Below are 26,719 nucleotides of genomic sequence, written 5' to 3'. Positions count from 1 at the left end.
CATTTCACTCTTCGACCTGCCTGGGCGGCGGGAGCGTGAACCCCGACACCGACCGGCGCAACTGGCTGGCCATTTTCGCCAGGTTACCAATGCTTTCGGCGGTCGCCGTGGAACCCGACGATGTCTGCGTAGTGATCTGCTGAATCACATTCATCGTCAGCGAAATCTGCCCCGCCGACGAGGTCTGTTGCTGCGCCGCATTGGAAATACTCTGGATCAGCGCCGCCAGGGTTTTCGACACGCCTTCGATCTCTTCCAGCGCCACTCCGGCGTCCTGGGCCAGCCGCGCACCGCGCACCACTTCGGTGGTGGTCTGCTCCATGGAGATGACCGCTTCGTTGGTGTCGGCCTGGATCGCCCGCACCAGGGTTTCGATCTGCCGGGTGGCGGCCGAGGAGCGCTCGGCCAGCCGTTGCACTTCATCGGCCACCACCGCAAAACCGCGCCCGGCATCGCCGGCCATGCTCGCCTGGATAGCCGCGTTCAGGGCCAGGATGTTGGTCTGGTCGGCGATGTCGTCGATCAGGCTGACGATGTCGCCAATCTCCTGGGACGATTCACCCAGGCGCTTGATGCGCTTGGCGGTGTCCTGGATCTGCTCGCGGATGTTGTCCATGCCGTGGATGGTGTTGTGCACCACCTCGTTGCCCTTGTTGGCAATCTCCACCGAACGCTCGGCCACCGCCGAGGACTCGGCGGCGTTGGCCGACACCTGGTCGATGGACTGGGCCATCTGGTTGATCGCGGTGGAGGCTTCGGCGATCTGCTGGGCCTGATGCTCCGAGGCCTGGGCCAGGTGCATGGCGGTGGCCTGGGTGTCCTGCACCGCGCCGGCGACTTGCCCGGCGGTGAGGTTGATGGTGGCCACCAGGTCGCGCAGTTGGTCCACCGAATAGTTGATCGAGTCGGCAATGGTGCCGGTGAAGTCTTCGGTGACCGAGGCCGTGACGGTCAGGTCGCCGTCGGCCAGGTCTTCGATTTCGTCCAGCAGGCGCATGATCGCGTTCTGGTTGCGCTCGTTCTTTTCGGCGGTTTCGCGCAGTTGGCGGTTGGTCTCGCGCACCATCACCAGGCCGATCAGGATGATCGAGGCCAGCGCCAGCAGCCCCAGCGCATAGCCGCCGAGGGTATCCAGGCTGCGCCCGCCGGCCAGGTTCTCGAAACCGGTGGCCAGGTGCGAGGCTTCATCTAGCAGGGTTTGCGACAGGTTGAAAATATTGCTCGCCGACGCGCGTACTTGAAACAACTGCGGCGAGGTTTCGAGGATTTCATCCACGGAACCCGAGACGAATTCGAACAGTTCGGCAATTTCCCCCAGCCGCGCGCGGGCGTCAGGGTCTTCGACCTGGGTGATGCGCAGGCCGGGGTTGCCGTTGAGCATGCCATTGAGCACCACGCCAAAACGATTGGCGTCGCGACCAAAGGCATCGGCGGCCTGCACGGCGGTTTCGTCGCCGGCGAGCACGGTATTGACCGCGCCCAGGATGCGCTCGGCCAGCAGCGACTGGCGCTGGGCCAGCGCCACCTGGCTTGCGGGGGCGCCGCGCTGGAGCAGGATGTCGACGACTTTTTCCGACTCTATCTGCAATTGCGGCACGGTTTCGGCGAGGGTAGCGGCCACCTGATGCAACGACAGTACGGTCTGTTCGCTGGCCAAAATGGCGTCGGTGTTTTTCAGCAGGGCTTCCCAGTCGGTCTGCACCGCGCGCATCTCGGCGCGTACGGCAGTGGGCGCGGCCGGCAGGCCGGTTTGCGGGTCGCCTTTTTTCAGGTAGCCCCAGCGCTGGGCAAAGTCGTTGCGCGCCTCGCCCAGCAGCTTGAACGCGGCCGCCTTGCCGGCGGCGGCTTCGGTGGCGTTCTTGGCGATGCGCTGGGACAGCACCCGCAGTTCGCCCGCGTGGCCGATGTACTGTTTGTCGTAGGTGGACTGGGTGTTGAGGTACGCGAAGTTGGCGAACAACAGCATGATGAACACGATCAGTGCGATAAACAGCACGATGATCTGCGAGCGGCTGCGCGAGGCCGCCTGGGGCTTGGGCGGGGTCACGGTGCTCATGCGGCCACATCCATGAAGCCTGGAGCCTGGGCCAGGGCGAAGGGGCTGAAGACCTGCCACTGCGGGTCGCCATCGAACTGGCCCTGGATAAACGGCGCGCCGGAGGCGGTACTCGCCATCCACGCGTCGAGTGCAAAATGTTGCATGCCCACCACCTCGTCCACCAGCAACCCGACAAACAGATCGTTGTATTCCACCACCAGCACCCGCCGCTGCTTGCGCGCCTTGGACAGTTCCCGGCCGAGAAACCCGCCCAGGTCCATCACCGGCAACAAGCGCCCGCGCAGGTTGGCCACGCCCTTGACCCAAGGCTTTACTCCAGGCATCAGGGTGCAGCGCGGCTCATGCAACACCTCGGCGACTTCGCCCATGGGCGCCACATACCAGTGTTGCCCCAGGCGAAAGCCGATCCCGCTCCAGCGTTGCAGGCGGGTTTCCTGGGACGGCAGGTCGGCGGCCAGCAGGCGGCAGCGGCGGTCAATGTCCAGCAGCAGCTCAAAGGCGGTTTGCGACTCGGTCATGATGGCGTGCCGTCAACCGGCCAGCACCTTGTTCAGCGTGGCGATCAGGGTTTCTTCGTCCACCGGCTTGGTCAGGTAATCCTTGGCCCCCTGGCGCGCGCCCCAGATCTTGTCGGTTTCCTGGTCCTTGGTGGTGATGATGATGATCGGGATGCCGTTGGTTTCCGGCTCCTTGGACAACTGGCGCGTGGCCTGGAAGCCATTGAGGCCCGGCATCACGATGTCCATCAGTACTGCGTCGGGCTTTTCCTGGCGGGCCAGGGCCACGCCGTCCGCGCCATTTTCGGCCTTCAAGACCTGGTGGCCATGCTTTTCCAGCATGCCGGTCAGTTTGTACATTTCAGTCGGCGAATCGTCGACGATCAGAACACGTGCCATGGTTTTCCCCACTACATTGGTCGGCGCCGGCCCTCGGGGGCGGCGTCAGTGTGCTTGTTCTACTGCGGCGAAGGCAGGCACATAGGCCTTGATCGCACCCAGCAGTTCTTCCTTGCTGAAAGGCTTGGTCAAAAACTGATCGACCCCCACGGTACGCCCCTTGGCCTTGTCGAACAGGCCGTCCCTGGAGGACAGCATGATCACCGGGATCGACTTGAACGCCGGGTTGTTCTTCACCAGGGCACAGGTCTGGTAGCCATCCAGGCGCGGCATCATGATGTCGACAAAGATAATGTGCGGGTGATGATCCACGATTCGCGCCAGGGCATCGAAACCGTCGATGGCCGTGATGACCTCGCACCCCACGTTCTTCAACAGCGTCTCGGCGGTGCGGCGGATCGTTTTCGAATCGTCGATCACCATCACTCTCAAGGCGTTGGAATGCTGTTCCATAGTTGCTCTACCATCGCCACAGCGAATCGGTTTTCGGTGTGTACTGCCTGATGTGTCACAGGATGAGCCCCGCAGGCCTTGGAATTCAAGGGCTGCTGCGCTGTGGCAGTCTTTTTAGCACAGTCTCCGGGCGCAATCTATCGAGGCACTCGCCTGGTGGTTTTTCCTTGACCCGCAACAGCCGCAGCGCCACTCTGACGCCACTTTTATGCGCCCTATTTGCCAGAGGAAATAACCCATGAGCGTTCGCGTCGGCATTGTCATGGACCCTATTGCCAGCATCTCCTATAAAAAGGACAGCTCGCTGGCCATGCTCCTGGCCGCCCAGGCCCGCGGCTGGAGCCTGTTCTATATGGAACAGCGCGACCTTTACCAGGGCGACGGCGAAGCCCGTGCGCGGATGCGTCCGTTGCAGGTATTCGCCAACCCCGAGAAGTGGTTCGAGCTGCAGGATGAAATCGACAGCCCCCTGAGCGATCTGGACGTGATCCTGATGCGCAAGGACCCGCCGTTCGACATGGAATTCGTGTATTCCACCTACCTGCTGGAGCAGGCCGAGCGCGCCGGCGTGTTGATCGTCAACAAGCCGCAAAGCCTGCGCGACTGCAATGAAAAACTGTTCGCCACCCTCTTCCCGCAGTGCACGCCGCCGACCGTGGTCAGCCGCCGCGCCGACGTGCTGCGTGAATTCGCCGCCAAACATGGCGATGTGATCCTCAAGCCGCTGGACGGCATGGGCGGCACCTCGATCTTCCGTCACCGCGCGGGCGATCCGAACCTGTCGGTGATCCTGGAAACCCTGACCGCGCTGGGCACCCAGCAGATCATGGGCCAAGCCTACCTGCCGGCGATCAAGGACGGCGACAAGCGCATCCTGATGATCGACGGCGAGCCGGTGGATTACTGCCTGGCGCGCATCCCGGCGGCCGGCGAGACCCGTGGCAACCTGGCCGCCGGTGGCCGTGGTGAAGCGCGACCGCTGTCGGACAAGGATCGCTGGATCGCCGCCCAAGTCGGCCCGACCCTTCGCGAAAAAGGCCTGCTGTTCGTAGGACTTGACGTAATCGGTGAGAACCTCACCGAAATCAACGTCACCAGTCCGACCTGTATTCGCGAGATTGATCACGCATTTGGCACGAACATCGGCGAAATGCTGATGGCGGCCATTGAGCGCAAGCTACAAGCCAAGTGACATAGAACAGCCGGACACACGCCAACATTGCGTTATCATGCGCCACCTGTGAAACGCGCGATGTTGGTTTTTTTGTCATGACGCTCCCGTCCGATCTGCCCCCCGAACTCTCCCACAGCGGCGTGCGCCCGGCTGATCGGCTCGGATTTACCCTGTTCCTGGCGGCGCTGGTTCACCTTGCACTGATTCTCGGCGTGGGCTTCACCCTGGTCGAACCCAAACAGATCACCAAGACCCTGGAAATCACGCTCGCCACCTTCAAGAGCGATAAAAAGCCCGAGAAGGCCGACTTTCTCGCCCAGGAAAACCAGCAAGGCAGCGGCACCCTCGACAAGAAAGCCGTACCCAAGACCACCGAAGTGGCGCCGTTCCAGGACAACAAGGTCAACAAAGTCACCCCGCCACCGGCCGCCAGGCCGGAAGTCAAACAGGCGACGCCCAAGGCTGCCGTGACCACCGTCGCGCCCAAGCCGCAAAAAGCCCCGACCCAGCGCGAAAAAACCAAAACCGAGCCCAACCCCGAGCCCGTCAAGCCTGCGCCGACATTCGACAGCTCGACGCTGTCCGACGAAATTTCCAGCCTGGAAGCCGAACTGGCCCACGAACAACAGCTCTACGCCAAACGCCCGCGCATCTACCGCTTGAACGCCGCCTCGACCATGCGCGACAAAGGCGCCTGGTATAAGGATGAATGGCGCAAGAAGGTCGAGCGCATCGGCAACCTCAACTATCCGGAAGAAGCACGCCGCCAGCAGATCTATGGCAATTTGCGCCTGCTGGTGTCGATCAACCGCGACGGTTCGCTCTATGAAGTGCAGGTGCTGGAGTCATCCGGCCAGCCCCTGCTGGATCAGGCCGCCCAGCGCATCGTGCGCCTGGCCGCACCCTTTGCGCCCTTTACCGGCGACTTGAACGACGTGGACCGCCTGGAAATCATCCGTACCTGGAAATTCGCCAGGGGCGATCGGCTGTCCAGCAACTGACTCCAGCACTTTCCTTCACTGTAGGAGCGAGCTTGCTCGCGAAAAACGCATAGGCGGCGCGGACTACCTGATAACACTGCGTCATCGTTAACGACCTTCGCGAGCAAGGGCTAGCCGCCCGCCTCGCTCCTACAGAAAAGCAGACGGCGCTCTATTCGGGTCACGCTCAGCTTGTCAGTTCGCCCCTCCGACGCCACACTAGCGGACATGAAAAATGTCAGCCCGACCTACCTCAAGCACCACTTCCTGATCGCCATGCCCCACATGGCCGACCCGAACTTTGCGCAGACCTTGACCTACATCGTCGAGCACACGGCCAATGGTGCCATGGGGTTGGTGGTGAACCGCCCGCAGGCGCTGAACCTGGCCGATATCCTCGAGCAGCTGCGCCCGGAAATCGACCCTCCCGCCAGTTGCCAGGGCGTGCCGATCTATATCGGCGGCCCGGTGCAGACCGATCGCGGTTTCGTGTTGCACCCCACCGGGCCGAAATTCCAGGCCACGGTGGACCTTGAGGGCGTATCCCTGTCCACGTCCCAGGACGTGTTGTTCGCGATTGCCGATGGCGTCGGCCCTGAACAAAGTGTGATCACCCTGGGATACGCCGGCTGGGAAGCCGGGCAACTGGAGGCCGAACTGGCCAGCAATGCCTGGCTGACCTGCCCCTTCGACGCCGACATCCTGTTCAACACCGCCAGCGAACTGCGCCTGGAAGCGGCCGCCGCCAAGCTGCGGGTCAACCTCAGCCTGTTGACCAGCCAGGCGGGGCACGCCTGATGGCCTTGCGTTTGATTCTCGGGTTTGACTACGGCACCAAGCAGATCGGCGTGGCAGTCGGCCAGGTAATTACCGGCCAGGCCCGCGAGCTGTGCACATTGAAGGCCCAGAACGGCGTGCCGGACTGGAACCAGGTCGAAGCCCTCATCAAGGAGTGGAAGCCCGATGCAGTGGTGGTCGGCCTGCCCTTGAACATGGACGGCACCCCCAGCGACATGTGCCTGCGCGCCGAAAAATTCGCCCGCCGCCTCAACGGCCGCTACAACCTGCCCTTCTATACCCACGATGAACGCCTGACCACCTTTGAAGCCAAGGGCGAGCGACGCGACCGTGGCGGACAGAAAGGCAGCTACCGCGACAACCCCGTGGACGCCATCGCCGCCGCCCTGTTGTTGCAGGGCTGGCTGGATGAAAACACCGCTTTATTTGAATCCTGACTGACGCGGCTTGCCTGTCATCAACGCTTTTTGTAGGAGCGAGCTTGCTCGCGAAGAACGTCAACGATAACGCATGACCTGGATAAACGCGGTGCCTGTGGGTTCTTCGCGAGCAAGCTCGCTCCTACACACCATCGCCTGCCTTGAAGGAGCCACCATGAGCTTGCCGAACCCCGCCGAACTGATCAGCCAGATGGCCACGCGCCTCACGGCCCATCTGCAACACCGCGCCATCAGCGAACCGCGCTTCATTGGCATCCGCACCGGCGGTGTGTGGGTGGCCCAGGCCTTGCTGGAAGCGCTGGGCAGTGATTCGCCGCTGGGTACGCTGGATGTGTCCTTCTACCGTGACGATTTCAGCCAGAACGGCCTGCACCCGCAAGTGCAACCCTCGGCGCTGCCGTTCGAGGTTGAAGGCCAGCACCTGGTGCTGATCGACGACGTGCTGATGAGCGGTCGTACCATCCGCGCGGCCATGAATGAGTTGTTCGACTACGGCCGCCCGGCCAGTATCACGCTGGTATGCCTGCTGGACCTGGACGCCGGCGAATTGCCGATCAGCCCGGATGTAGTCGGCGCGACACTGTCCCTGGAAGCCCACCAGCGGGTAAAATTGTCCGGTCCCACGCCGCTCGAACTCGAACTGCAAGACCTTGCCCTTTAAACCGCCTTGTACAGAGTCCCCGCGATGACGCCTCTAGATGCCAAGCGCCCGCTGCAGCTCAATGCTCAGGGCCAGTTGCAACACTTCCTGTCCCTCGATGGTTTGCCCCGCGAACTGCTCACCGAAATCCTCGACACCGCCGACTCGTTCCTCGAAGTCGGTGGCCGGGCGGTGAAGAAGGTCCCGCTGCTGCGCGGCAAGACCATCTGCAACGTGTTCTTCGAGAACTCCACGCGCACCCGCACCACCTTTGAACTGGCGGCCCAGCGGCTGTCGGCTGACGTGATCACGCTGAACGTGTCCACCTCGTCGGCCAGCAAGGGCGAAACCCTGCTCGACACCCTGCGCAACCTGGAAGCCATGGCCGCCGACATGTTCGTGGTGCGCCACGGCGACTCCGGCGCCGCGCACTTCATCGCCGAACACGTGTGCCCGAATGTGGCAATCATCAACGGCGGCGACGGTCGCCACGCCCACCCGACCCAGGGCATGCTCGACATGCTCACCATCCGTCGGCACAAGGGCGGTTTTGAAAACCTCTCGGTGGCCATCGTCGGTGACATCCTGCACTCGCGGGTTGCGCGCTCGAACATGCTGGCCCTCAAAGCCCTGGGCTGCCCGGACATCCGCGTGATCGCCCCGAAAACCCTGCTGCCCATCGGCATCGAGCAGTACGGCGTGAAGGTCTACACCAACATGGCCGAAGGCCTCAAGGATGTGGACGTGGTGATCATGCTGCGCCTGCAACGCGAACGCATGGCCGGCGGCCTGCTGCCGAGCGAGGGCGAGTTCTATCGCCTGTTCGGCCTGACCACCGCGCGCCTGGCCGGCGCCAAGCCGGATGCCATCGTGATGCACCCGGGCCCGATCAACCGCGGGGTGGAAATCGAATCGGCGGTGGCCGACGGTCCGCAATCGGTGATTCTCAACCAGGTGACCTACGGCATCGCCATCCGCATGGCCGTAATGTCCATGGCCATGAGCGGGCAAACCGCGCAACGTCAATTCGAGCAGGAGAACGCCCAGTGAAGCTCAGCATTCTCGGCGCCCGAGTCATCGATCCGGCCAGCGGCCTGGATCAAGTCACCGACCTTCACCTGGACGCCGGCAAGATTATCGCCATCGGTGCCGCGCCCGCAGGCTTCAGCGCAGTCGAAAGCATCGACGCCAAAGGCTTGGTCGCCGCGCCCGGGCTGGTGGACCTCAACGTCGCCCTGCGCGAGCCGGGCTACAGTCGCAAAGGCAACATCACCAGCGAAACCCGCGCCGCCGCCGCCGGTGGCGTGACCAGCCTGTGCTGCCCGCCGAACACCAAGCCGGTCCTGGACACCTCGGCGGTCACCGAGCTGATCCTCGACCGCGCCCGTGAAGCGGGCAACTGCAAAGTGTTCCCTGTGGGCGCGCTGAGCAAAGGCCTGGAGGGCGAGCAACTGGCTGAACTGATCGCCTTGCGCGACGCCGGTTGCGTGGCGTTCAGCAACGGCCTGGAGAGCTTTCGCAGCACGCGCACCCTGTGCCGGGCCCTGGAATACGCGGCCACGTTCGACCTGACGGTGATCTTTCATTCCCAGGACCGCGACCTGGCTGAAGGCGGCCTGGCCCATGAAGGCGCGGTGGCCAGCTTCCTCGGCTTGCCGGGCATCCCGGAAACCGCAGAAACCGTGGCCCTGGCCCGTGACCTGTTGCTGGTGGAACAAAGCGGCGTACGCGCGCATTTCAGCCAGTTGACCAGCGCCCGCGGCGTCGCGCTGATCGCCCAGGCCCAGGCCCGTGGCTTGCCGGTGACGGCGGACGTGGCGCTGTACCAATTGATCCTGACCGATGAGGCGCTGATCGACTTCTCCAGCCTGTACCACGTGCAACCGCCGCTGCGTACCCTGGCCGATCGTGAGGGGTTGCGTGCGGCGGTGAAGTCAGGCGTGGTCTCGGCGATCTCCAGCCATCACCAGCCCCACGAGCGCGATGCCAAACTGGCGCCGTTCGGCGCCACCGAGCCCGGCATCAGCAGCGTCGAGTTGCTGCTGCCGCTGGCAATGACTCTGGTGGAGGATGGCCTGCTGGACCTGCCTACGCTGTTGGCACGCCTGAGCGCCGGCCCTGCCGAGGCCTTGCGCCTGCCGGCGGGTAAGTTGGCGGTGGGTTCGGCGGCGGATCTGGTGCTGTTCGACCCGGCCAGTTCCACGGTTGCCGGAGAACACTGGCTGTCCAGGGGCGAAAACTGCCCGTTCATTGGTCACAGCCTGCCGGCCACGGTGCGCTACACCCTGATGGATGGGCGGATCAGCTACCAGGCTTGAAACGGGCACGGTAAAAAAATGTGGGAGGGGGCTTGCCCCCGATGGCGGAGTGTCAGCTACCAACTCTATTGGCTGACACACTGCAATCGGGGGCAAGCCCCCTCCCACATTTGGTTCTCTATAGGGCCGAGAAATCAGCGCCCGCCATTACGCTCGGCATTGCGGATCGAAACCTGGCTGTTCAATGTCCAGAAGTCATACAGCACCCCAATCAGGAACAAACCGCCGGTCAGCAGGTAGATCAGGCCGGTGATCCATTTGCCCTGGTACATCCGGTGCACGCCGAACACGCCCAGAAACGCCAACAGAATCCAGGCCACGTTGTATTCGATGGGCCCGGCGGTAAAACGCAGGTCGGCTTCACGGTCCATGGCCGGGATCAGGAACAGGTCGATCAGCCAGCCAATACCCAGCAGGCCGAAGGTGAAAAACCAGATCGTCCCGGTGACCGGTTTGCCGTAATAGAAGCGATGCGCGCCGGTGAAACCGAAAATCCATAGCAGGTAACCGATCACCTTGCTGTGGGTGTCTTGCTGCGAAGCAATCTGTTGATAGGTGTTCATGAAGGACCTCTTTTCACTCAATAGATAAATTTGTTCATTTTTTTTGTGACTTTTTTACGGGCGCCCGACGCACGGTAAATGGTATCGTTCTGCCCTCAAACCCTTATGCCACCTGACTTGTGTCGGACAATTGCGGCTAATCGTCGCGTTTTTTCCGAATTTGACCCCAAGGTTCAGTCGACAAACGGCCTGAGAACAGCACAAAAAGCTGTTATAAAGTTGCGCGCAAACCCATATGAGCCACGCCTAATGCGACCATTTATCAAGACATGGCTAACCATTTGCCTATTAATGCCACTGGCCGCCCACGCCACCAATCGTGAGCAACGTCTTCCAAACGTTAACGGTTTTACCCCTAAAGTCCATAGCACACCCAGCACCGCCAAATCGGCAAAGCCCACCGTCAGCCGCCCGACTCAACTGAGCAAGGCCCACGGCAAAGTGCTTTCCACCCAGCTGGCCGTGAACACCAAGCAGAGCAGCAATGTCCTCAGCCGCGCCGTGAACGTGCTCGGTACTCCTTATCGTTGGGGCGGCAGCAGCCCAAGTAAAGGGTTCGACTGCAGCGGCCTGGTAAAATATGCGTTCAACGACGTCAAGGCGGTGGATTTACCGCGTACGTCCAACGCCATGGCGGCCGGCCACGGCTTGAAAGTTGATCGCAAAGACCTGAAGCCGGGCGATTTGCTGTTCTTCAAGCTCAAGAGCCGCCAGGTCAACCACGTTGCCATCTACCTGGGTAACGACCGCTTTATCCACGCGCCGCGTCGTGGCAAGTCGGTGAGCATCGATACACTGAAAAAGCCGTTCTGGGACAAGAACTACGTGATCGCCAAGCGGGTGCTGCCCAAAGAGCAGAACAACACCCTGCGGATCGTGCAGCGCTGATTCCAGGCTGAAATGCAGTAAATGTGGGAGGGGGCTTGCCCCCGATGGCGGTGGATCAGTCAGTTTAGTTGTGGCTGACCCACTGCAATCGGGGGCAAGCCCCCTCCCACATTTGGTTTCATTGTTTGCTGAATCTCATAGGTCTGCCGGCACCCTCGCCTTCTCCCGCGCCTCCTCTTGGCTGATTACCCCCTCGCTCACCAGCACCTTCAAGCTCATATCCAGCGTTTTCATCCCCATCGCCCCGCCGGTCTGGATCGCCGAGACCATCTGCGCCACTTTGTCTTCGCGGATGAGATTACGAATGGCCGGCGTGCCCAGCATGATTTCGTGAGCCGCGACACGCCCGCCGCCAATCTTCCTGACCAGCACCTGGGACACCACCGCCTGCAGCGACTCCGACAGCATCGAGCGGACCATGGCCTTTTCCTCGCCCGGGAACACGTCCACCAGCCGGTCTACCGTCTTTGCCGCCGAAGTGGTGTGCAGGGTGCCGAATACCAGGTGCCCCGTCTCAGCGGCCGTCAGCGCCAGGCGGATGGTTTCCAGGTCACGTAGCTCGCCCACCAGGATGACGTCCGGGTCTTCGCGCAATGCCGAGCGCAGCGCCACCGAGAAGCTGTGGGTATCGCGATGCACCTGCCGCTGGTTGATCAGCGCCATTTTCGGCCGGTGGATAAATTCGATGGGGTCTTCCAGCGTGAGGATGTGCTGGCGTCGATGCCGATTCAGATAATCGATCAGCGCCGCCAAGGTGGTGGACTTGCCCGAGCCGGTGGGCCCGGTCACCAGCACCAGGCCGCGCGGCAGCTGCGCGATACGCTGGAACACCTCACCCAGGCCAAGGCTTTCCAGGCTCTGGATGTCGCTGGGGATGGTGCGAAACACCGCCCCCACGCCACGCGCCTGCTGGAACACATTCACGCGAAAGCGCGCCACGCCGGGCAGTTCGAAGGCAAAGTCTGTTTCAAGAGATGTTTCGAAATCCTTTTGTTGGTGCTGATTGAGCAAAGGGCTCAATAAATCCGCTACCTGCGACCCGGCCAGCACCGGGCCATCCAGCGGCCAGACCTCGCCATCGATGCGCAACATCGGCGCCAGGCCGGCCGACAAGTGCAGGTCGGAGGCGCCACGGCGCACGCTGGCCGTCAGTAATTCAGTGATATCCATAGGGCTTTCCATTTCCAGTAGAATGCCGCGGACTCCATATCCACGGGCGCAACTTGAATGTCGACGATAGCAGACAACATCGGCCTGGTTAGCCAGCGCATCCGCGCCGCCGCCGACGCCGTGCAGCGTGACGCAAGCGGCATCCACCTGCTGGCCGTGAGCAAGACCAAACCGGCGCAAGCCGTGCGCGAAGCCTATGCCGCAGGGATGCATGATTTTGGTGAAAACTACCTGCAGGAAGCCCTGGGCAAACAGGCGCAATTATCCGACCTGCCCTTGAGTTGGCACTTCATCGGCCCCATTCAATCGAACAAGACTCGCGCGATCGCCGAGAACTTCGCCTGGGTGCATTCCGTGGACCGCCTGAAAATCGCACAACGCCTGTCCGAACAACGCCCTGCCGACCTGCCTGCGCTGAATATCTGCATTCAGGTCAATGTCAGTGGCGAAGCCAGCAAGTCCGGCTGTACGCCCGCCGACCTGCCGGCCCTGGCCAACGCCATCAGCGCCCTGCCGCGCCTGAAGCTGCGGGGCTTGATGGCGATCCCCGAACCGACTGAAGATCGCGCGGCGCAAGATGCCGCGTTCGCCACGGTGCGCGAGCTGCAAGGCAGCCTGAACCTGCCACTGGACACACTTTCCATGGGCATGAGCCACGACCTCGAGTCGGCCATCGCTCAAGGCGCCACCTGGGTGCGGATCGGTACCGCGCTGTTTGGCGCCCGTGACTACGGCCAGCCGTGAAATGGCTGACGTTCATTTAGCTAAGGACCTGTCATGAAAGACATGCGTATTGCCTTTATCGGCGCCGGTAACATGGCGGCCAGCCTGATCGGCGGCCTGCGGGCCAAGGGCCTGGACGCTGCGCAGATTCGCGCCAGCGACCCGGGCGCCGAGACCCGTGCCCGGGTCAGCGCCGAACACGGCATTGAAACCTTTGCCGACAACGCCGAGGCCATCGAAGGCGTCGATGTGATCCTGCTGGCGGTCAAGCCCCAGGCCATGAAAGCCGTGTGCGAAAGCCTGCGCCCGAGCCTGCAGGCCCATCAACTGGTGGTGTCCATCGCTGCCGGCATCACCTGCGCCAGCATGAACAACTGGCTCGGCGCCCAACCGATCGTTCGCTGCATGCCGAATACCCCGTCGTTGTTGCGCCAGGGCGTGAGCGGTTTGTACGCCACCGCCGAAGTCAGCGCCGCGCAGCGTGATCAAGCTCAGCAACTGTTATCCGCCGTGGGCATCGCCCTGTGGCTCGAACAGGAGCAGCAACTGGACGCGGTCACCGCCGTTTCCGGCAGTGGCCCGGCGTACTTCTTCCTGTTGATCGAAGCCATGACCGCCGCCGGCGTGAAACTGGGCCTGCCCGCCGACGTTGCCGAGCAACTGGCCGAGCAGACCGCCCTGGGCGCCGCGAAGATGGCGGTGTCCAGCGAGGTGGATGCGGCCGAGCTGCGCCGTCGCGTAACGTCTCCGGGCGGCACCACGCAAGCCGCCATCGAATCGTTCCAGGCCGGGGGCTTTAAAGCCCTGGTGGAAAAAGCACTGGGTGCCGCGGCACATCGTTCAGCCGAGATGGCCGAACAACTGGGCAAATAGTCGTCCCTTACCAAGGTAATCAAACATGCTCGGAATCAATGACGCTGCCGTCTTCATCATCCAGACCCTGGGCAGCCTGTACCTGCTGATCGTGCTGATGCGCTTTATCCTGCAACTGGTGCGGGCGAACTTCTACAACCCGCTGTGCCAGTTCGTGGTCAAGGCCACCCAACCCCTGCTCAAGCCGCTGCGCCGCGTGATCCCGAGCCTGTTCGGGCTGGACATGTCGTCGCTGGTACTGGCACTGCTGCTGCAGATCCTGCTGTTTGTGGTGATCCTGATGCTCAACGGCTACCAGGCCTTCACGGTGCTGCTGCTGCCATGGGCGCTGATCGGCATTTTCTCGCTGTTTTTGAAGATCATCTTCTGGTCGATGATCATCAGCGTGATCCTTTCCTGGGTCGCACCGGGCAGCCGCAGTCCGGGTGCCGAACTGGTGTATCAGATCACCGAGCCCGTATTGGCGCCATTCCGTCGCCTGATCCCGAACCTGGGCGGGCTGGATATCTCGCCGATCTTCGCGTTTATCGCGATCCAGCTGATTCAGAGCTGGGTGATTCCGCGTCTGGCGTTCTATGCGTTCATGCCTAAAGAGCTGTTCGGCCTGATCTGACACTACGCTGGAAAATGTGGGAGGGGGCTTGCCCCCTCCCACATTTTGCATCTGCGTATTGAATTGAATGCGCGCAGACCATTGCTTGCCGCTGGGTCCCCCGCTCTTTAGACTTACGCCTCATTTAAACGAGAGCAGGGTCGATGCCAACTGCCTTCCCCCCCGATTCCGTTGGACTGGTCGTGCCCCAAGTGGCGCACTTCAGCGAACCGCTGGCCCTGGCCTGCGGCCGTTCGCTGCCAGCCTACGACCTGATCTACGAAACCTACGGCCAACTGAACGCCACGGCGAGCAACGCCGTGCTGATCTGCCACGCGTTGTCCGGCCACCATCACGCCGCAGGCTTTCACAGCGTCGACGAGCGCAAACCCGGCTGGTGGGACAGCTGCATCGGCCCCGGCAAGCCCATCGACACAGACAAGTTCTTCGTGGTCAGCCTGAACAACCTCGGCGGCTGCAACGGGTCCACCGGCCCCAGCAGCCTCAACCCGGAAACCGGCAAGCCCTTCGGCGCCGACTTTCCGGTACTGACCGTCGAAGACTGGGTGCACAGCCAGGCGCGCCTCGCCGACCAGCTGGGCATCGCCCAATGGGCCGCCGTGATCGGCGGCAGCCTGGGGGGCATGCAAGCCCTGCAATGGACCATCACCTACCCGGATCGCGTGCGTCATTGCCTGGCGATTGCCTCGGCCCCCAAGTTGTCGGCGCAGAACATTGCCTTCAACGAAGTGGCGCGCCAGGCCATCCTCACCGACCCCGAGTTCCACGGCGGTTCGTTCCAGGAAGCCGGCGTGATCCCCAAGCGCGGCCTGATGCTGGCGCGAATGGTCGGGCACATCACCTACCTGTCCGATGATTCCATGGGCGAAAAATTCGGCCGTGGGCTCAAGAGCGAAAAGCTCAATTACGACTTCCACAGCGTCGAGTTCCAGGTGGAAAGCTACCTGCGTTATCAGGGCGAGGAGTTCTCCGGGCGGTTCGACGCCAACACCTACCTGCTGATGACCAAGGCGCTGGACTACTTCGACCCGGCCGCGAACCATGACGACGACCTGGCGAAAACCTTCGAGCACGCCACGGCCAAGTTCTGCGTGATGTCATTCACCACCGACTGGCGCTTCTCGCCGGCGCGCTCCCGTGAGCTGGTGGACGCCCTGATGGCCGCCAAGAAAGACGTCTGCTACCTGGAGATCGATGCACCGCAGGGCCACGACGCCTTCCTGATTCCGATCCCCCGTTATCTGCAGGCGTTCAGCAATTACATGAACCGAATCGCGCTTATATGAATTGCTTACGCTTTTGGAGAACGCCATGAGAGCCGACCTGGAAATCATCCAAGACTGGATCCCCGCCGGCAGCCGCGTGCTCGACCTGGGCTGCGGCGACGGCGAACTGCTGAGCTGGCTGCGCGACAACAAGCAAGTCACCGGCTACGGCCTGGAAAACGACCCGGACAACATCGCCCAATGCGTGGCCAAGGGCATCAACGTGATCGAGCAGGACCTGGACAAGGGCCTGGGCAACTTTGCCAGCAACAGCTTCGACATCGTGGTGATGACCCAGGCCCTGCAAGCGGTGCACTACCCGGACCGTATCCTCGATGAAATGCTGCGGGTCGGCCGCCAATGCATCATCACCTTTCCCAACTTCGGTCACTGGCGCTGCCGCTGGTACCTGGCCACCAAGGGCCGTATGCCGGTGTCGGACTTCCTGCCGTACACCTGGTACAACACGCCGAACATCCACTTTTGCACCTTCGAAGACTTCGAAGCGCTGTGTGGCGAGCGTGAAGCCAAGGTCATCAACCGCCTTGCCGTCGATCAACAGCACCGCCACGGCTGGGCGAGTAAGCTATGGCCCAACCTGTTGGGCGAAATTGGTATCTACCGGGTCAGCAGCCCTGGCCTGACCGACCACAAGATTGCCGTCTAATCATTATCAAGAGGGACGCTCATGAATCGTCTGGCTGTTTTTCTACTGACCGCCTGCCTGGGTGCCAACGCCGTGGCTGCGGACGCTATCGACGCTAACCGCAAAAAAGACTTCGGCGATATCACCGTTCACTACAACACCTTCACCTCCAGCTTCCTGCCACCCGAGACCGCCCAGAACGTCGGCATCGTGCGCAGCAAGGAAAAGGGCTTGATCAATGTGACCGTGATCAAGGGCGTCACCCCGGTCGCAGCCCAGGTAACCGGTACCATCAAGGACCTGGGCGGCAAGAGCGAAATCCTCACCTTCAAGCAAATCGAAGAGAAAGGCGGCATCAGTTACCTCGCGCCCTACTCGGTGACGCAGCGGGAATACAAGACGTTCACCATCAACGTTGAAACCGGTGGCAAGGCCCATGGTTTCCAATTCAACCAAGAACTGTTCCCGGCCGAATGATGAACCTTACCCAACTCGTACTGGCCAGCCACAACGCCGGCAAACTCAAGGAACTGCAGGCCATGCTCGGTGAGTCCGTGCAACTGCGCTCCATTGGCGAGTTCAGCCAGGTAGAGCCGGAGGAAACCGGCTTGTCGTTCGTCGAGAACGCCATCCTCAAGGCACGCAACGCCGCACGGATCTCCGGCCTGCCGGCTTTGGCGGATGATTCGGGCCTGGCGGTGGATTTCCTCGGCGGCGCGCCGGGCATCTATTCGGCACGCTACGCCGATGGCAAGGGCGACGCGGCCAACAACGCCAAGCTGCTCGACGCCCTCAAGGACGTGCCCGATGCCGAACGTGGCGCGCAGTTCGTCTGCGTGCTGGCGCTGGTGCGGCACGCCGATGACCCGCTGCCGATCCTGTGCGAAGGCTTGTGGCACGGTCGCATTCTGCATGCGGCCAGCGGTGAGCATGGCTTTGGCTATGACCCGCTGTTCTGGGTACCGGAGCGCAATGTCTCCAGCGCCGAACTGAGCCCGGCCGACAAGAACCAGATCAGCCACCGCGCCCGCGCCATGGCGTTGCTGCGCCAGCGTTTGGGCCTGAAATGACCCAGAACACCTCTGCGCAGCCGCTGATCCACGGTGGCGCGCAAACACCCCGGGCGGCTCTGCCAGTGCTGCCGCCCCTGGCGCTGTACATTCACATTCCGTGGTGCGTGCGCAAATGCCCGTATTGCGATTTCAACTCCCATACCGCAAGCAACGTGCTGCCGGAAGAAGAGTACGTGGACGCCCTGCTGGCGGACCTCGACCAGGACCTGCACGCCGTTTACGGCCGAGCGCTGAGTTCGATCTTCTTTGGCGGCGGCACCCCCAGCCTGTTCAGCGCCGCAGCCTTGGGGCGCCTGCTCGAAGGCGTGCAAGCGCGCATCCCGTTTGCCGGCGATATCGAGATCACCCTGGAAGCCAACCCGGGCACCTTTGAGCAAGAGAAGTTCGTCGCTTATCGCAAGCTGGGGATCAATCGCCTGTCCATCGGCATCCAGAGCTTCCAGCAGGAAAAACTCGAGGCGCTGGGTCGCATTCATAATGGCGACGAAGCCGTACGTGCAGCGGATATGGCACGCCAGGCCGGGTTCGATAACTTCAACCTGGACCTGATGCACGGTTTGCCCAACCAATCCCTGGACGATGCGTTGAGCGACCTGCGCCAGGCCATTGCGCTCAAGCCGACGCATCTGTCCTGGTACCAGCTGACCCTGGAACCCAACACCGTGTTCTGGAACCAGCCGCCCGCGCTGCCCGAAGACGATACGCTGTGGGATATCCAGGAAGCCGGCCAGGCGCTGCTCGCCGAGCACGGTTACGCACAATACGAAGTGTCGGCCTACGCCCAACAGGGTCGCCCGGCGCGACATAACCTCAATTACTGGAGCTTTGGCGACTTTATCGGCATTGGCGCCGGCGCCCACGGCAAGCTCAGCCACCCCGACGGGCGCATCGTGCGCACCTGGAAAACCCGCGCACCGAAGGACTACCTCAACCCGGCCAAAAGCTTCCAGGCCGGGGCGAAAGAGCTGACCCACGAAGAGCTGCCATTCGAATTCCTGATGAACGCCCTGCGCCTCACCGAAGGAGTCGATGCCAAGCTCTACGCCGAGCGCACCGGGCTTGACCTGGCAAGCCTCGACGAAGGCCGCCGCGAGGCAGAACAAAGTGGCTTAATGCGGGTCGAACCGTCACGCCTGGCGGCGACCGACCGCGGGCAACTCTTTCTCAATGACCTGTTGCAGACGTTTTTGAGCTGACGTTTTTTAAGGAAATCGAATGGATCTGGTACTCGACCTGCTCGCCACCGTGTCCCGCTGGAGCCGTAGCAACCTGTCGGAAATCTCCCTGGCCCTGGTCGGCTGTCTGCTGGTGCTGTTCGGCGCCGATATCAAGGGCTGGGTCGAAGCTCGCCTGGGCAGCATCGCCGGTGCGTTGCGCGTGCCGTTGATGGCCCTGCTGTGCATGATCGGCAGCGGCGCGGCACTGATCTATGCCACACCGTGGATTGTGCGGGGGCTGAGCCAGTTCAATAACTACAGCCTGGCGCCGGTGTTGGTGGTGGTGCTGGTGTTGATCGGCGTAGTCGCCGACCGCCGCTGATTCTGAACCCAACACAAAACCAAATGTGGGAGGGGGCTTGCCCCCGATTGCAGTGGATCAGTCACCAAATCTTTGGCTGATACACCGCTATCGGGTGCAAGCCCCCTCCCACATTTGATTGCATTTCAAGTCAGGGGCGAGTTAAGCCAGCTTCTCGAATTTCAAATCCCACACCCCATGTCCCAACCGCTCGCCACGGCGTTCGAACTTGGTGATCGGGCGCTCCGCAGGGCGCGGTACGCACTTGCCGTCTTCGGCCAGGTTGCGGTAGCCGGGGGCGACGTTCATCACTTCCAGCATGTAGTCGGCATAGGGTTCCCAGTCGGTGGCCATGTGCAGGATGCCGCCCACTTTCAGCTTGCTGCGCACCAGTTCCGCGAAGGAAGCCTGGACGATGCGACGCTTGTGGTGACGGGCCTTGTGCCAGGGGTCGGGGAAGAACAGCATGAGCCGGTCGAGGCTGTTATCGGCGATGCAGCGGTTGAGCACTTCAATCGCGTCGCAATCGTAGACGCGCAGATTGGTCAGGCCCTGGGTCAGCACGCCGTTAAGCAACGCACCGACGCCTGGGCGGTGCACTTCCACACCGATGAAATCCTGATCCGGCGCGGCCGCCGCCATTTCCAGCAGGGAGTGCCCCATGCCAAAGCCGATTTCCAGGGAGCGCGGGGCCGAACGGCCGAATACCTGGTCGTAATTCACCGGCGCGTCGGCCAACGGCAATACGAACAGAGGCGTGCCTTGCTCCAGGCCCTTTTGCTGGCCTTCGGTCATGCGGCCGGCGCGCATCACGAAGCTCTTGATGCGGCGGTGCTTGGACTCGTCGCCTGCTTCCAGGGTGTTCGGCGTTTCGTTTGATTCAGTCATCAATAGCTCTTACTTGATCAGACCATCCAGCGGCGAAGAGGCGCTGGCATAGAGTTTTTTCGGCATGCGCCCGGCGAGATAGGCCAGGCGGCCCGCGACGATTGCGTGTTGCATGGCCTGGGCCATCATGATCGGTTGCTGGGCATGGGCGATGGCCGAGTTCATCAGCACCGCATCGCAACCCAGCTCCATGGCGATGGTGGCGTCGGAGGCCGTGCCCACGCCCGCGTCCACCAGCACCGGGATCCTGGCTTCTTCAAGGATGATCTGCAGGTTGTACGGATTGCAGATACCCAGGCCGGAGCCGATCAGCCCGGCCAGCGGCATCACCGCGATACAGCCGATTTCTGCCAGCTGGCGCGCGATGATCGGGTCATCGCTGGTGTAGACCATCACGTCAAAGCCTTCCTTGACCAGGGTTTCGGCGGCCTTGAGGGTTTCGATCACATTGGGGAACAGGGTTTTCTGGTCGGCCAGCACTTCCAGCTTCACCAGATTGTGGCCGTCGAGCAGCTCGCGGGCCAGGCGGCAGGTGCGCACGGCCTCGATGGCGTCGTAGCAACCAGCAGTGTTCGGCAAAAAGGTGAAGCGGTCCGGCGACAGGACCTCAAGCAGGTTCGGCTCGCCCGCGATCTGGCCGAGGTTGGTACGGCGCACCGCAAAGGTAACGATCTCGGCGCCCGAGGCTTCGATGGCCAGACGGGTTTCTTCCATGTCGCGGTACTTGCCGGTGCCAACCAGCAGACGGGACTGGTAGGTACGACCGGCCAGGACAAAGGGCTTGTCGCTACGAACGATGCTCATGGGAAATCCTCGTAATGGGGTGAGGTTCTGCAGAATGCGTTACCGCCGGCGCGACTAGCCGCCGCCGATGGCGTGGACCACTTCGACCTGGTCACCCTCGCTGAGCGCGGTGCCTTCGTGCTGGCTGCGCGGGACGATATCCAGGTTGAGCTCCACTGCGACACGACGCCCGGTCAAATCCAGGCGGGTCAGCAGGGCCGCAACGGTTTCACCGTCGGGCAGTTCAAGAGGTTCGCCGTTCAACTGAATGCGCATGCCACGGGCCGCCATCGTTTTTAGGGGCCGGCATTCTAACGCGATTGGCACCTGAAGGTCAGCTCCGGGCGTCAAGCGGTCAAACCTGCAAGCGCCACGCCGTCAAGCCCAGGAAGAACCAGCCGAGCAGGAAGGCAAGGCCGCCAAACGGCGTGATGATGCCCAGTTTGCTGATGCCGGTCATGGTCAACACATACAGGCTGCCGGAAAACAGCAAAATACCGACGACAAACGAAATGCCCGCCCAGGTGACCAGTCGGCCGGGAATATGCGCGGCCAGCAGGGCCACCCCAAACAAGGCCAGGGCATGCACCAGTTGATAGGTCACGCCGGTGTGGAAGATCGCCAGGTAATCGGCGCTCAGGCGGTTCTTCAGGCCGTGGGCGGCGAAGGCGCCCAGGGCGACACCGGTGAAACCGAAAAAAGCGGCCAGCATCAGAAAGCTACGCAGCATGAGGAACTCCAGTCAGACTCATCGGGCAGGGTCTGTATAATGGCCCGCTCAACGGGTTCGGCCAAGCCATCTCTATGCTGCGTATCTTCTTCAAACGCTTTCTCAACGTCGTGAAATGGTTCGCCATCGGCAGTGTGCTGCTGGTGCTGCTGTTTCGCGTCGTACCGCCGCCGTTCACCGCGCTGATGGTGGAACGCAAGGTCGAATCCTGGATCGACGGCGAGCCTATTGATTTGCAGCGCAGCTGGGTGCCGTGGGACGAGATCTCCGATGACCTCAAAGTGGCGGTGATGGCCGGTGAAGACCAGCGTTTCCCACAGCATTGGGGCTTTGACTTTGGCGCCATCCAGGCGGCGATCGTGCACAACGAACGTGGCGGATCGATCCGGGGCGCCAGTACATTGAGCCAGCAGGTGTCGAAGAACCTGTTCCTGTGGGCCGGCCGCAGCTATCTGCGCAAGGGCCTGGAGGCCTGGTTTACCGGGTTGATCGAAGTGCTGTGGCCCAAGCAGCGCATTCTTGAGGTGTACCTCAACAGCGTGGAGTGGGATGAGGGCGTGTTTGGCGCAGAGGCGGCAGCGCGGCATCACTTTGGCGTGAGCGCCAAGGGGCTGTCACGGCAACAGGCCAGCTATCTGGCAGCGGTGTTGCCTAACCCACGAGTGTGGAGTGCCAGTCATCCAACCGCCTATGTGGCGCGGCGGGCGGCGTGGATTCGTCAGCAGATGAGTCAACTCGGTGGCGATGGCTACCTGCTTGAGCTGAACAACTCCCGCAAGGCCCCCTGGTCCAGCTGACACAATACAAAACAACTGTGGGAGGGGGCTTGCCCCCGATAGCGATGGGTCAGTCAATTTGATGTCGACTGACACTCTGCTATCGGGGGCAAACCCCCTCCCACATTTTTTACCCAGTGCTGCCAGTAGCGTTAGGCAGCGATCGACAACTTCAGCTTGTTCATCGCGCTTTTCTCAAGCTGACGAATCCGCTCGGCCGACACGTTGTACTTCTGCGCCAGGTCGTGCAGCGTGGCTTTTTCTTCCGCCAGCCAGCGCTGGTAGAGAATGTCACGGCTGCGGTCGTCCAGCACTTCCAGCGCTTCGTGCAGGTTGTGATTGGAGTTGTCGCTCCAGTCGGCATCTTCCAGTTGACGCGCCGGGTCGTACCGGTGGTCTTCCAGGTAGTTGGCCGGCGATTGGAAGGCGCTGTCGTCGTCTGCCTCGGCAGCCGGGTCGAACGCCATGTCATGGCCGGTCAGGCGACTTTCCATCTCGCGCACTTCACGGGGCTCCACGCCGAGGCTTTCGGCCACGCGGTGGACTTCCTCGTTGTTCAGCCACGCCAGGCGTTTCTTCTGGCTGCGCAGGTTGAAGAACAGCTTGCGCTGGGCCTTGGTGGTCGCCACTTTCACAATGCGCCAGTTGCGCAGGATGAACTCGTGGATTTCCGCCTTGATCCAGTGCACCGCAAACGACACCAGGCGCACACCCATCTCGGGGTTGAAGCGCTTTACAGCCTTCATCAGGCCGACGTTGCCTTCCTGGATCAGGTCAGCCTGGGCCAGACCGTAGCCGCTATAGCTACGGGCGATATGTACGACAAAACGCAGGTGGGCGAGCACCATCTGCCGAGCCGCCCCCAAATCCTGCTCATAGTAGAGACTCTCGGCCAGTTCACGCTCCTGCTCGGGCGTCAGCAAAGGAATGCTGTTTACCGTGTGCACATAGGCTTCCAGGTTCGCACCCGGGACCAAGGCATAAGCAGGTTGCAAAGAAGTGGTCATACGAAAAAACCTCCGACTCACATAACTCGTGCAGTTCAGCACTGCGAAAATTGACCGGGGAACCGTAGGACAAGTTCCCTAAACTGCTGACAAGGTCAATACAAACGAAACTACATTACCCTGACATTAACTACTTAGGTGCCAGCTCACGTAAATGCCGTGCGACCGCAATCCACGCACCGATATACCCCAACAGCACCGCGCCAAGCAAGAGGCTCAAGCCATCGGCCACCGGCACGCCGGCCAGGGCAAAATCGCTGCCGTACAAGCCGGCCAGCCCGATAACCGCATCGTTCAGCCAGTCCAGGCCAAAAGCCAGCAAGCCCCAGGACAAAACCCCGGCACCGAAGCCATAAAGCGCGCCCATATACAGAAAAGGACGACGCACATAGCTGTCCGTGCCGCCGACCAGTTTAATCACTTCTATCTCGGTGCGGCGGTTTTCAATATGAAGACGAATGGTATTACCTATCACCAAAAGTAATGCAGACACCAGCAACACGGTCAAACCGAACACGAAGCGGTCGCCCAGCTTGAGGATCGCAGCCAGGCGCTCTACCCAGACTAGATCAAGTTGCGCCTGTTGCACCTTGGGCATCTCTGCAAGTTTCTGGCGCAGGGCTTCCAGGGCCGGTTTGTCCACTTCATCCGGCGTCACCAGCACCACGCCCGGCAACGGGTTCTGCGGCAGCTCCTTGAGCGCCTCGCCCAGGCCGGATTGTTGCTGGAACTCCTCAAGTGCCTGGTCGCGGCTGATGTATTCGGCCTCCGCCACGCCCGGCATGTTCTTGATTTCGTCGCGCAGCGCTTCGCCTTGCTGGGTGCTGGCATCCAGGTTCAGGTACAGCGAAATCTGCGCCGCGCGCTGCCAGGAACCGCCCAGGCGCTCGACATTGTTGAGCAGCAACGACAAGCCCATCGGCAGGCTCAGGGCCACGGCCATCACCAGGCAGGTGAAAAAGCTGCCGATCGGCTGCTTGCCCAGGCGACGCAGACTGTCGAGCAGGCTGGCGCGGTGGCTTTCGATCCAGGCACGCAACAGGGTGCCGAAGTCCGGGCCGTCGTCATCGTCGCGTTTTTTCTTTTTCGGTTGCGGGTCGGCCGGTTTCGGCGCCACGCGTTCGGATACTTTAGGGCTGCGTGTCGCACTCATACGCCGGCCTCCCCGTCGCCGATCAGGCGGCCGCGTTGCAGGGTCAGCATGCGGTGGCGCATGCGGGCAATCAGCGCCAGGTCGTGGCTGGCGATCAATACGCTGGTGCCCAGGCGATTGATGTCTTCGAACACCCCCATGATCTCGGCTGCCAGGCGCGGGTCGAGGTTACCGGTGGGTTCGTCCGCCAGCAGCAAGGCCGGGCGGTGGACGATGGCGCGGGCGATACCCACGCGCTGTTGCTGGCCGGTGGACAGGTCGCCGGGGTAGAGGTCGGTCTTGTCCGACAACGCCACGCGCTCCAGGGCCGAATCCACCCGCTTGACGATCTCGGCCTTGGACAGCCCAAGGATCTGCAGGGGCAAGGCGATGTTGTTGAACACCGTGCGATCGAACAGCAACTGGTGGTTCTGGAACACCACGCCGATCTGACGGCGCAGGAAGGGGATCTGCGCATTGCTGATGGTGGCCAGGTCCTGCCCCGCCAGCAGCAGCTTGCCGGTGGTCGGGCGCTCCATCGCCAGCAGCAGGCGCAACAAGGTGCTCTTACCGGCGCCGGAATGACCGGTGACGAACAAAAACTCGCCCCGCCGTACTCGAAAGCTCAGCTCATGCAAGCCCACATGCCCGTTGGCGTAGCGTTTACCGACCTGTTCGAATCGAATCATGAACGCTCCCGCTCGGCAAACAGTGCCTGTACAAAGGGTTCGGCTTCAAAGGTGCGCAGGTCGTCGATGCCTTCACCGACGCCGATGTAACGAATCGGCAACCCGAACTGTTTGGCCAGGGCGAAAATCACACCGCCCTTGGCCGTGCCGTCCAGCTTGGTCAAGGCCAGGCCGGTCAGTTGCACCGTCTGGTTGAATTGCTTGGCCTGGCTGATGGCGTTCTGGCCGGTACCGGCGTCGAGCACCAGCAGCACTTCATGGGGGGCATCGGCGTCGAGCTTGCCGATCACGCGGCGGACTTTCTTCAGCTCTTCCATCAAGTTGTCTTTGGTGTGCAGGCGACCGGCGGTGTCGGCGATCAACACATCGATGTTACGGGCCTTGGCGGCCTGCACGGCATCGAAGATCACCGAAGCGGAGTCGGCCCCCGTGTGCTGGGCGATCACCGGGATCTTGTTGCGCTCACCCCACACTTGCAGCTGCTCGACGGCAGCGGCACGGAAGGTGTCGCCGGCGGCGAGCATGACTTTCTTGCCCTCACCCTGCAGCTTTTTGGCCAGCTTGCCGATGGTGGTGGTCTTGCCGGCGCCGTTGACGCCCACGACCAGGATCACGAAAGGTTTCTTCGGCGTAATCACCAGCGGCGCTTCAACCGGTTTAAGCATGGCGGCCAGCTCGGCCTGCAGGGACTTGTACAACGCGTCGGCGTCGGTCAACTGCTTGCGCGCGACTTTCTGGGTCAGGCTCTGGATGATCACGGCGGTGGCTTCGACGCCCACGTCTGCGGTAAGCAGGCGGGTTTCAATGTCTTCCAGCAGCTCGTCATCGATGGTCTTTTTGCCGAGGAACAGGCTGGCCATGCCTTCGCCGATACTGGCGCTGGTTTTGCTCAGGCCCTGCTTGAGGCGGGCGAAGAAGCCGGTTTTACTGGTTTCGGCGGGTGCGGCGGGCTCTTCGATGACCGCAGGCACGGCAACTGCAGCTGGCACTTCAACAGGGATTTCAGCAGGCATTTCGACTGCAGGGGGCGCCGTGACGACAAGCTCTACCGGCGGCGCCACAGGAATGGGCGGCGTCACGTGTTCAGCCTGCACATCCTCGACAAGCGCCACCGGCTCCTCGGCTACCGGCAGCTCCAGCCACGGTTTGTGCTCGGGTTCAGGTTCAGGCGCAGGTTCTGCCTCGACCACCGGCTGCAACACCGGCTCCGCGATAGGCAACACCACCGGTGCAGGCGTTTCGGCAACCGGCTCGGCTTCTACTATAGGCTCAGGGGTAGGTTCGGGTTGAACCTGCGGCTGTTCGACGACGGTTTCCTGCGGCTTTTTGCGCAGCCATCCGAACAGGCCTTTTTTCTCGCCAGCCGCAGCTGGGGTCTTCTTGTCGTCGTTGGAACCAAACATGGAGACGGCTATCTCAAGGTAGCGACGCGCCAAGGGGCGCTTCGGTAAATAAAATTCGATGCGTAACAGACTGTTTTTTAGCCAGCTCGTTCATGCGCAACATTTTGAAGGCCTAAATAGAGCCTTAACAGGACAGCCACAGTGGCCGTCCCTGAGTCGGATCAGTATCCTAGCACCTCCTCGCCCGCCGACGCTAAGACCAAGCGGGCAGTCCAACAGGT

At 61.9% G+C, this 26,719-nt stretch carries 32 protein-coding genes; 18 read left to right on the top strand and 14 right to left on the bottom strand.

Annotation, left to right across the window (positions count from 1 at the left end):
• Positions 1–4: 4 nt before the first annotated feature.
• The 4 genes from BFQ00_RS17430 to pilG are packed head-to-tail and all read right to left on the bottom strand — an operon-like array spanning position 5 to position 3,408.
• The gene (locus BFQ00_RS17430; protein ID WP_065885363.1) at positions 5–2,056 is read right to left on the bottom strand and encodes a methyl-accepting chemotaxis protein; all 2,052 of its coding nucleotides are present in this window, start codon (positions 2,054–2,056) and stop codon (positions 5–7) included.
• Complete coding sequence (locus BFQ00_RS17425; protein ID WP_065885362.1) at positions 2,053–2,577, bottom strand: chemotaxis protein CheW; 525 nt, start codon at positions 2,575–2,577, stop codon at positions 2,053–2,055. Before BFQ00_RS17425 ends, BFQ00_RS17430 begins: the two co-directional genes overlap by 4 nt.
• 12 nt (positions 2,578–2,589) lie before the next feature.
• On the bottom strand, positions 2,590–2,955 hold the full coding sequence (gene pilH, locus BFQ00_RS17420) for a twitching motility response regulator PilH (protein ID WP_014720320.1): 366 nt from the start codon (positions 2,953–2,955) through the stop codon (positions 2,590–2,592).
• Positions 2,956–3,000: 45 nt separating this feature from the next.
• A complete protein-coding gene (gene pilG, locus BFQ00_RS17415) occupies positions 3,001–3,408 on the bottom strand; it encodes a twitching motility response regulator PilG (RefSeq protein ID WP_065885361.1) in 408 nt (135 codons plus the stop codon).
• A gap of 238 nt (positions 3,409–3,646) precedes the next feature.
• On the opposite strand from pilG, the gene gshB reads away from it, so the two are divergent.
• From gshB to BFQ00_RS17380, 7 genes are all read left to right on the top strand, one after another.
• Positions 3,647–4,600, top strand: coding sequence for a glutathione synthase (gene gshB / locus BFQ00_RS17410; RefSeq protein ID WP_065885360.1), 954 nt, complete (start codon positions 3,647–3,649; stop codon positions 4,598–4,600).
• Between the two features lie 77 nt (positions 4,601–4,677).
• A complete protein-coding gene (locus tag BFQ00_RS17405; protein ID WP_065885359.1) occupies positions 4,678–5,583 on the top strand; it encodes an energy transducer TonB in 906 nt (301 codons plus the stop codon).
• Positions 5,584–5,790: 207 nt separating this feature from the next.
• The gene (locus BFQ00_RS17400; RefSeq protein ID WP_065885358.1) at positions 5,791–6,360 is read left to right on the top strand and encodes a YqgE/AlgH family protein; all 570 of its coding nucleotides are present in this window, start codon (positions 5,791–5,793) and stop codon (positions 6,358–6,360) included.
• Positions 6,360–6,797, top strand: a complete 438-nt coding sequence (gene ruvX / locus BFQ00_RS17395) for a Holliday junction resolvase RuvX (RefSeq protein WP_003195067.1) — start codon at positions 6,360–6,362, stop codon at positions 6,795–6,797. Before BFQ00_RS17400 ends, ruvX begins: the two co-directional genes overlap by 1 nt.
• A 157-nt stretch (positions 6,798–6,954) precedes the next feature.
• Positions 6,955–7,461 (top strand): bifunctional pyr operon transcriptional regulator/uracil phosphoribosyltransferase PyrR, encoded by a 507-nt coding sequence (gene pyrR, locus BFQ00_RS17390; RefSeq protein ID WP_065934219.1) that lies wholly within the window; start codon positions 6,955–6,957, stop codon positions 7,459–7,461.
• A gap of 24 nt (positions 7,462–7,485) precedes the next feature.
• Complete coding sequence (locus BFQ00_RS17385; RefSeq protein ID WP_065885356.1) at positions 7,486–8,490, top strand: aspartate carbamoyltransferase catalytic subunit; 1,005 nt, start codon at positions 7,486–7,488, stop codon at positions 8,488–8,490.
• On the top strand, positions 8,487–9,758 hold the full coding sequence (locus BFQ00_RS17380) for a dihydroorotase (protein ID WP_065891572.1): 1,272 nt from the start codon (positions 8,487–8,489) through the stop codon (positions 9,756–9,758). The genes BFQ00_RS17385 and BFQ00_RS17380 overlap by 4 nt, the downstream gene beginning before the upstream one ends.
• 134 nt (positions 9,759–9,892) lie before the next feature.
• Here the strand turns inward: BFQ00_RS17380 and BFQ00_RS17375 are convergent, their stop codons facing one another.
• The gene (locus tag BFQ00_RS17375) at positions 9,893–10,303 is read right to left on the bottom strand and encodes an NINE protein (protein WP_165386099.1); all 411 of its coding nucleotides are present in this window, start codon (positions 10,301–10,303) and stop codon (positions 9,893–9,895) included.
• 267 nt (positions 10,304–10,570) lie between these two features.
• Between BFQ00_RS17375 and BFQ00_RS17370 the strand changes: the two genes are divergently transcribed.
• A complete protein-coding gene (locus tag BFQ00_RS17370; RefSeq protein ID WP_065885353.1) occupies positions 10,571–11,209 on the top strand; it encodes a C40 family peptidase in 639 nt (212 codons plus the stop codon).
• 135 nt (positions 11,210–11,344) lie between these two features.
• On the opposite strand, the gene BFQ00_RS17365 is transcribed toward BFQ00_RS17370, so the two are convergent.
• On the bottom strand, positions 11,345–12,379 hold the full coding sequence (locus tag BFQ00_RS17365; RefSeq protein WP_065934217.1) for a type IV pilus twitching motility protein PilT: 1,035 nt from the start codon (positions 12,377–12,379) through the stop codon (positions 11,345–11,347).
• Positions 12,380–12,436: 57 nt separating this feature from the next.
• Here BFQ00_RS17365 and BFQ00_RS17360 point away from each other — a divergent pair, with 57 nt between their 5' ends.
• The 9 genes from BFQ00_RS17360 (at position 12,437) to BFQ00_RS17320 (ending at position 19,111) form a co-directional block, all read left to right on the top strand.
• On the top strand, positions 12,437–13,123 hold the full coding sequence (locus BFQ00_RS17360) for a YggS family pyridoxal phosphate-dependent enzyme (protein ID WP_065885351.1): 687 nt from the start codon (positions 12,437–12,439) through the stop codon (positions 13,121–13,123).
• Positions 13,124–13,156: 33 nt separating this feature from the next.
• The gene (gene proC / locus BFQ00_RS17355; protein ID WP_065934216.1) at positions 13,157–13,975 is read left to right on the top strand and encodes a pyrroline-5-carboxylate reductase; all 819 of its coding nucleotides are present in this window, start codon (positions 13,157–13,159) and stop codon (positions 13,973–13,975) included.
• Positions 13,976–14,000: 25 nt separating this feature from the next.
• Positions 14,001–14,588 carry a YggT family protein gene (locus BFQ00_RS17350; protein WP_057723513.1) on the top strand — a complete coding sequence of 196 codons (588 nt, stop codon included), beginning with the start codon at positions 14,001–14,003 and terminating at the stop codon, positions 14,586–14,588.
• A gap of 143 nt (positions 14,589–14,731) precedes the next feature.
• Complete coding sequence (locus BFQ00_RS17345; protein ID WP_065934215.1) at positions 14,732–15,874, top strand: homoserine O-succinyltransferase MetX; 1,143 nt, start codon at positions 14,732–14,734, stop codon at positions 15,872–15,874.
• A gap of 25 nt (positions 15,875–15,899) precedes the next feature.
• Complete coding sequence (gene metW, locus BFQ00_RS17340; RefSeq protein WP_016972957.1) at positions 15,900–16,520, top strand: methionine biosynthesis protein MetW; 621 nt, start codon at positions 15,900–15,902, stop codon at positions 16,518–16,520.
• 21 nt (positions 16,521–16,541) lie between these two features.
• Positions 16,542–16,976: a DUF4426 domain-containing protein gene (locus BFQ00_RS17335; protein ID WP_065934214.1), complete on the top strand. Its 435-nt coding sequence runs from the start codon at positions 16,542–16,544 to the stop codon at positions 16,974–16,976.
• The gene (gene rdgB / locus BFQ00_RS17330) at positions 16,973–17,569 is read left to right on the top strand and encodes an RdgB/HAM1 family non-canonical purine NTP pyrophosphatase (protein WP_005792276.1); all 597 of its coding nucleotides are present in this window, start codon (positions 16,973–16,975) and stop codon (positions 17,567–17,569) included. The genes BFQ00_RS17335 and rdgB overlap by 4 nt, the downstream gene beginning before the upstream one ends.
• The gene (gene hemW / locus BFQ00_RS17325; protein WP_065934213.1) at positions 17,566–18,768 is read left to right on the top strand and encodes a radical SAM family heme chaperone HemW; all 1,203 of its coding nucleotides are present in this window, start codon (positions 17,566–17,568) and stop codon (positions 18,766–18,768) included. Before rdgB ends, hemW begins: the two co-directional genes overlap by 4 nt.
• A gap of 19 nt (positions 18,769–18,787) precedes the next feature.
• Positions 18,788–19,111 carry a DUF3392 domain-containing protein gene (locus BFQ00_RS17320; protein WP_003176691.1) on the top strand — a complete coding sequence of 108 codons (324 nt, stop codon included), beginning with the start codon at positions 18,788–18,790 and terminating at the stop codon, positions 19,109–19,111.
• 141 nt (positions 19,112–19,252) lie between these two features.
• Here the strand turns inward: BFQ00_RS17320 and trmB are convergent, their stop codons facing one another.
• The 4 genes from trmB to BFQ00_RS17300 all read right to left on the bottom strand — a co-directional run bounded on the left by trmB (position 19,253) and on the right by BFQ00_RS17300 (position 21,491).
• Complete coding sequence (trmB, locus tag BFQ00_RS17315; protein ID WP_065934212.1) at positions 19,253–19,978, bottom strand: tRNA (guanosine(46)-N7)-methyltransferase TrmB; 726 nt, start codon at positions 19,976–19,978, stop codon at positions 19,253–19,255.
• A 9-nt stretch (positions 19,979–19,987) separates the two neighbouring features.
• Positions 19,988–20,782: a thiazole synthase gene (locus BFQ00_RS17310; protein ID WP_065934211.1), complete on the bottom strand. Its 795-nt coding sequence runs from the start codon at positions 20,780–20,782 to the stop codon at positions 19,988–19,990.
• A gap of 54 nt (positions 20,783–20,836) precedes the next feature.
• A complete protein-coding gene (thiS, locus tag BFQ00_RS17305; RefSeq protein WP_065885539.1) occupies positions 20,837–21,037 on the bottom strand; it encodes a sulfur carrier protein ThiS in 201 nt (66 codons plus the stop codon).
• Positions 21,038–21,116: 79 nt separating this feature from the next.
• Positions 21,117–21,491 carry a DUF423 domain-containing protein gene (locus BFQ00_RS17300; protein WP_065891580.1) on the bottom strand — a complete coding sequence of 125 codons (375 nt, stop codon included), beginning with the start codon at positions 21,489–21,491 and terminating at the stop codon, positions 21,117–21,119.
• 74 nt (positions 21,492–21,565) lie between these two features.
• Between BFQ00_RS17300 and mtgA the strand changes: the two genes are divergently transcribed.
• Positions 21,566–22,288, top strand: a complete 723-nt coding sequence (gene mtgA, locus BFQ00_RS17295; RefSeq protein ID WP_065934210.1) for a monofunctional biosynthetic peptidoglycan transglycosylase — start codon at positions 21,566–21,568, stop codon at positions 22,286–22,288.
• A 131-nt stretch (positions 22,289–22,419) separates the two neighbouring features.
• Here the strand turns inward: mtgA and rpoH are convergent, their stop codons facing one another.
• The 4 genes from rpoH to ftsY all read right to left on the bottom strand — a co-directional run bounded on the left by rpoH (position 22,420) and on the right by ftsY (position 26,498).
• A complete protein-coding gene (gene rpoH / locus BFQ00_RS17290; protein ID WP_003176698.1) occupies positions 22,420–23,274 on the bottom strand; it encodes an RNA polymerase sigma factor RpoH in 855 nt (284 codons plus the stop codon).
• A gap of 130 nt (positions 23,275–23,404) precedes the next feature.
• Positions 23,405–24,427, bottom strand: a complete 1,023-nt coding sequence (ftsX, locus tag BFQ00_RS17285) for a permease-like cell division protein FtsX (protein WP_065885342.1) — start codon at positions 24,425–24,427, stop codon at positions 23,405–23,407.
• Entirely contained in the window at positions 24,424–25,095 is a 672-nt protein-coding gene (gene ftsE / locus BFQ00_RS17280; protein WP_003213784.1) for a cell division ATP-binding protein FtsE, read from the bottom strand. The genes ftsX and ftsE overlap by 4 nt, the downstream gene beginning before the upstream one ends.
• Positions 25,092–26,498, bottom strand: coding sequence for a signal recognition particle-docking protein FtsY (gene ftsY, locus BFQ00_RS17275; RefSeq protein WP_065934209.1), 1,407 nt, complete (start codon positions 26,496–26,498; stop codon positions 25,092–25,094). The genes ftsE and ftsY overlap by 4 nt, the downstream gene beginning before the upstream one ends.
• Between the last annotated feature and the right edge of the window lie 221 nt (positions 26,499–26,719).

Source organism: Pseudomonas sp. 28 E 9 (genome assembly GCF_900004785.1).
GTDB classification, from domain to species: domain Bacteria; phylum Pseudomonadota; class Gammaproteobacteria; order Pseudomonadales; family Pseudomonadaceae; genus Aquipseudomonas; species Aquipseudomonas orientalis_A.
Note: the sequence above shows the minus strand (reverse complement) of the source record. Positions and strands in the feature narration are given on the sequence as shown.